The following is a 4,413-nucleotide window of genomic DNA, read 5'->3' as shown; positions in this document are numbered from 1 at the left end:
CCGTGGCGGCCTGATAGATCGGCTTGATCGCGGCAGCCAGCGACTTGCGGTCCTTCCAGCTCGCCAGATTCAGCGAATTGCGGATCAGATGGGCTTTGTTCGATAGGGTAGGCGCGCAGTTGGTTGCGGGCGCAATTAGGCTGTTTTGACGCAAACCGCTTTGCCGAAGCTGTTCCACAGATTCACGAGGTTCGCGATGATCACGCCCTCGCGCTGCTGCGATTGAGTCGGCGTGTCAGCAGCCGCGCGCCGATGCAGCGCTTGATCCGCGAGATCTGTGCCTCGACCAGCGCGCGCTTGCCATACCCGTACTTGTTGTGGAACGCATGGATGCCTTTTTCCTTGATGTAGCCGACAATCTGGTCGTGCCAGCGCGTGGCCGGCTGAGCGTGAACCACCGCATTGGCCGGCGGCGGAATCACCGGCAGCACGCCGCTGCTCGACCAGGCCTCGGTCTGCGCGATGCTGTAGTACGCGCCGTCGGCAATCACGCAGTCGACGGGCGCATCGACCGCCAGCACGGCGGGCAGGCCCGCCGCGTCGGACACCGTGGTTTCGGTGACCGCAATCGCGGGCATGTTCATGTCCGGATCGATCGACAGATGGACCTTGCGCCACGGCGTCCGGCTCGCGTCGCGGCCGTACTTCTGGCGATGCCATTCGCTGGCCCGGCCGAAGTTCATGCCGGTGCTGTCGACGATCAGACTGATCGCTTCGCCCTGGGCCAGACGGTTGGCCACCCGCTGACAGCGCTGCCGCACCGGGACCGTCAGCGTGGCGAAGCGCTCGCTGAGCTGCCCGAAGCTCGGCACGGCGATCTCGAGGCCACGCAGCCGCCAGTACTCTTCCATGAAGCCGGTGATCTGGCGCATCGCCCAACGAAACAGCCGGTAAAACGTATAGATCAGCTCAATGTAGGCGTTCGTGTAGGTCGGGGCACGCCCGGACACGCCCGGCACATACGGCTGAGTGTTGATGAACAGCGCCTTCAGGTCGCCGTGCGGGCAGTAGAGGCTGAGCTGGCCTCGCCGCTTCAGGCTCTGATTGTAGGCGCGGGCGTTTGCGACCCGATACGTCGGGTTCGGGCGTTTGCGCGGCGCACCGGCTTTCAGGCTGGCTTTGTATGGCACTGAATGTTCACCAGGCGGGTAGATCCATCGTCTTTTTTACTCGACCTCACGCGGCCGCGCAATCCCCCCTTCCGAACAAAGCCCCATGAATGCCTCATCGGTAAACCTTGCCCGTCGAACGGTCCTGGAAGGCTATCTGTTTGCAGACAACGTGCCTGTCGACCGTAGTAACGTCGATCCTGAGGACCAACAGGGTTTCGACAAGTCAACGACGCAACGATCGTCGCGCTGACAGGCGCGCTGGAGGACGCGAGGGTCACCCTTGAGTATGACGGCGAAGCCCTGATCTTCAACATAAGCGGCTCGCGTTGGCAGACGATCCCAGCGAAAGTTAGCTACATCCGTGACAGCGAAGAAGCAGATCCCTATCTTTATATCGACGTTGTAGCTTTCAGCGAAAGTGCACCCGAAGGCCTGGCCGCCTCAATGCTATGGCGTATGGTCAGAGCCTGTATGTCACTCGGCATACCACGCATTGATCTCTATGCGGTCGGCGGGAGGGATTGTGCTGACGAAGCTCCGGGCGGCGGCCGGATAGGTGGCTACTATGCATGGCCGCGTCTCGGCTTCGATGGCGCGGTACTATCGTCGGGACATGTTGAGCAAGCAGATGATCTGTCGCTACATAACAAGCTTCCGTTTTTCCCGGAAGGGCTAGCCGGCGGCTCCTTGAAGACCTTGCACCATCTACTCGAGAAGCCTGGTGGCAAGGAGTTCTGGCTAATCGGTGGAGGAGAACGGCCCCTAACCTTTACGGTTGCACCGTCGAGTCCGTCGGTGCTAAGGTTAAACAAATACTTGACTGACAAGGAACTCTTCAAATGACCACTGACACCCTTCGTGGCGCTGGCGGCAAGCTCGCGGGTGCGCCCGCCAAGCGAAGCTCAGGGCGCGCTGGGGCGTCGCGCGAGCCTAAAGCTAAGGTAGCAGGCGCCCGGCAGGTCAACAGCTCACGGAAGATCTCTACTTACCTCGCGCTTATCGCGTCGAAGGTCGAAACGCTTCAGGCAGAGAACGCACGACTGCGCGACAAGATGCAAGCAAGCATTGAGCGCTTGCGTGAAATCGAACAGAGGATGTTCGTGGCCGATAGGTTCGGCGATGAGTTCTTCGTTGTGCAGGAAGAGGGCAGCGACCGGTGTCTTGTCTACAGTGCAGCTGATCACCAACTCGCACATCCACTGAGTATAGATTCGCGCTTAATGCGAACCGTCTCGTTCTCGGCTGACACCGCACTTGTCGTGGAACCAACTAAAGTCCAGGAAGGCGAGGGCTTGACGGTCCTGTCAGGCCCGCTCGATCGCAGCAAGGTGACGATGAAACCAGCCGCGCGCTCTCTCGATGAACGCCGTCGCTCGACCCTGTCGCTGCTGGGAATCGATCCGAACAATCCAAGATCGAAATAGAACACGGCCCGAAACCCGGCTCCGGCCGGGTTTTTTGTGCCGGTCGCCGGGGGCGCGTAGGGCGGGCGTCAAAATTGGAGCTCTGGCCGCGGGCGGGTTCTTTGCCAACGCCATCCGTGCCGGCACGACTGCTCGTTGGACATGCTGTTTGCCGATATATCTTGAACAGCATGGACCATCGACCGTCCGTCGACCGCGCGTGCCCGTCACGGCTCGCCACGACGGGCCTGCCGCCCGGCCTGGCGGATCTTGCCGGCCGCCTCGGCTGCTGCTGCCGTGAACCCCTTCCAGGCCGCATCCAGCTCGCGCATCAAGTCGTCCGCGTCGGCCGCCAAGCGTTCCCGGTTGGCGTCGAGCCAGGTGGCCAGCGCGGTCGTGTCGGCGCGATCGTCAGCCAGGCGCCCGGGCGTCGCGAAGTGGCGGTGCAGGTCGTTGACCGACACCGCGTGGCCGAACAGCACCCGCATCAGCTGCCGCGTGGTCGTGATGGTCGCGTCGGGCGGGGGCGGGGCGATCGCCTGAACGAAGGCGATCACCGCGCGGGCCCGCGCGCGACGCTTGATGCCGCTCATCAGGCCGCGCAGGGGGCGACTGCCGAGATCGGGGTGCGCGAGCATGGCCTGCACGGCCGCGTCGTGATCGGCTGGCGTGAAGAACTGCATCATGTCGGCCTTGCCATATGGAGATATATCTTTATACAGCAAGGGTTTTCAGCCGTCGATCCAGGTGCAAAAGTGCTACATCTGATAACTCTGCCTATCAGAGGGCGCTGCCCCAAGCGCCGCTCCCCCGACGGCGGCTTCACGGGATGTATGCATTGACGGACGCTGGTTCCATCCCATCACTCGCGAGTGCGCCCGGCAATTTTCCGTACAGATTGACGGGGCCGGCAAATTTCCGTACAGTAGCGAAAGGAGGTAACAACCTATGGCTACTACTCGCTTTGAAGCGCGCGTCGAGACCGACGTGCTGTCCGTGATCCGTCGGGCCGCCGAGATCCAGGGGCGCACGATGTCGGACTTTGTCGTTTCCGCCGCGCGCGAAGCCGCGCAACGGGCCATTTCCGACGCGGAAGTGATTCGCCTGTCGGTGGCGGATTCGGAGCGCTTCGCGGCGGCGATTCTGTCGCCCGCCAAGCCCACGGACGCCTTGCAGCGGGCACTCGATCGTCACGACCGCCTGCTGCGTAACGAATGACCGGTCCGCAGCTCACGGTGGTCGCGCTCGACGCGGCCCATGATCGAATCGGTTTTGAGTGTGGCGCGCCGGCGCTTGACCGCTACTTGCGCGAAACGGTGACGCAGGACGTGCGTCGCCGCGTCGCTGCGTGCTTTGTGATGCTCGACGACAATGTCGTTGCTGGCTACTACACGCTGTCAGCCGCCAGCATCGCGTTGGCCGATTTGCCCCATGAGGTGGCGCGCAAGCTGCCGCGCTATCCCGCAATCCCGGCGGTGCGCATGGGCCGACTGGCCGTTGATCGCCGGTATCGGGGCAGGGGGCTGGGTGCAGCCTTACTGGTCAATGCCCTGCGGCGCGCGGCCAGCTCGGAAATCCCAGCCGTCGCCTTGACCGTCGACGCGAAGGACGAGGACGTTGCGACGTTCTATGAACACTTCGGCTTCCAGTCCCTCACGCACGACCCGTTGGCGTTGTTCTTGCCGTTGGCGATGGTCAAGTAGGCGTGGCTGCCGCATCATGCGTCGACCTTAACCCGGCTTTGGCCGGGTTTTCCTGGTGCACGGTCAATGCCGATAACTCTGTTATCGGCATTGTGTTTAATGGATCAAAACCTGTATAGTACGGTTTGCACCGCGCCAGGGCAGGGCGGCTGGCGGGTTTTTCTCTGGTGAGAACCCTTTCGATGTCGATCGCCC

The 4,413-nt window shown here is 62.4% G+C and carries 6 protein-coding genes; 3 read left to right on the top strand and 3 right to left on the bottom strand.

The features are described 5' to 3' along the window. Positions 1 to 200 precede the first annotated feature (200 nt). The gene (locus ACPUER_RS35920; protein ID WP_425133471.1) at positions 201 to 1,130 is read right to left on the bottom strand and encodes an IS5 family transposase; all 930 of its coding nucleotides are present in this window, start codon (positions 1,128 to 1,130) and stop codon (positions 201 to 203) included. 821 nt (positions 1,131 to 1,951) lie between these two features. Between ACPUER_RS35920 and ACPUER_RS35915 the strand changes: the two genes are divergently transcribed. Further along, entirely contained in the window at positions 1,952 to 2,536 is a 585-nt protein-coding gene (locus ACPUER_RS35915) for a hypothetical protein (RefSeq protein WP_425133470.1), read from the top strand. A 206-nt stretch (positions 2,537 to 2,742) separates the two neighbouring features. Here the strand turns inward: ACPUER_RS35915 and ACPUER_RS35910 are convergent, their stop codons facing one another. Continuing rightward, complete coding sequence (locus tag ACPUER_RS35910) at positions 2,743 to 3,201, bottom strand: hypothetical protein (protein ID WP_425133469.1); 459 nt, start codon at positions 3,199 to 3,201, stop codon at positions 2,743 to 2,745. Between the two features lie 262 nt (positions 3,202 to 3,463). On the opposite strand from ACPUER_RS35910, the gene ACPUER_RS35905 reads away from it, so the two are divergent. Then, positions 3,464 to 3,733 (top strand): DUF1778 domain-containing protein, encoded by a 270-nt coding sequence (locus ACPUER_RS35905; protein WP_425133468.1) that lies wholly within the window; start codon positions 3,464 to 3,466, stop codon positions 3,731 to 3,733. Beyond that, positions 3,730 to 4,218, top strand: coding sequence for a GNAT family N-acetyltransferase (locus ACPUER_RS35900; protein WP_425133467.1), 489 nt, complete (start codon positions 3,730 to 3,732; stop codon positions 4,216 to 4,218). Before ACPUER_RS35905 ends, ACPUER_RS35900 begins: the two co-directional genes overlap by 4 nt. On the opposite strand, the gene ACPUER_RS35895 is transcribed toward ACPUER_RS35900, so the two are convergent. Continuing rightward, the coding region (locus ACPUER_RS35895) for a hypothetical protein (protein ID WP_425133466.1) at positions 4,211 to 4,413 on the bottom strand (203 nt) is incomplete at its 5' end. The genes ACPUER_RS35900 and ACPUER_RS35895 overlap by 8 nt on opposite strands.

This window comes from Burkholderia sp. DN3021 (genome assembly GCF_049805555.1).
In the GTDB taxonomy this organism is placed as follows: domain Bacteria; phylum Pseudomonadota; class Gammaproteobacteria; order Burkholderiales; family Burkholderiaceae; genus Burkholderia; species Burkholderia pyrrocinia_C.
The sequence above is the reverse complement of the archived record's forward strand: the minus strand, read 5'-3'. Positions and strand labels throughout refer to the sequence as shown.

Excerpts from the sequence above, each read along its gene's own strand:
- ACPUER_RS35915 (WP_425133470.1), top strand. The coding sequence starts at position 1,952 with ATGACCACTGACACCCTTCGTGGCGCTGGCGGCAAGCTCGCGGGTGCG.
- ACPUER_RS35910 (WP_425133469.1), bottom strand. The coding sequence starts at position 3,201 with ATGATGCAGTTCTTCACGCCAGCCGATCACGACGCGGCCGTGCAGGCC.
- ACPUER_RS35905 (WP_425133468.1), top strand. The coding sequence starts at position 3,464 with ATGGCTACTACTCGCTTTGAAGCGCGCGTCGAGACCGACGTGCTGTCC.
- ACPUER_RS35900 (WP_425133467.1), top strand. The coding sequence starts at position 3,730 with ATGACCGGTCCGCAGCTCACGGTGGTCGCGCTCGACGCGGCCCATGAT.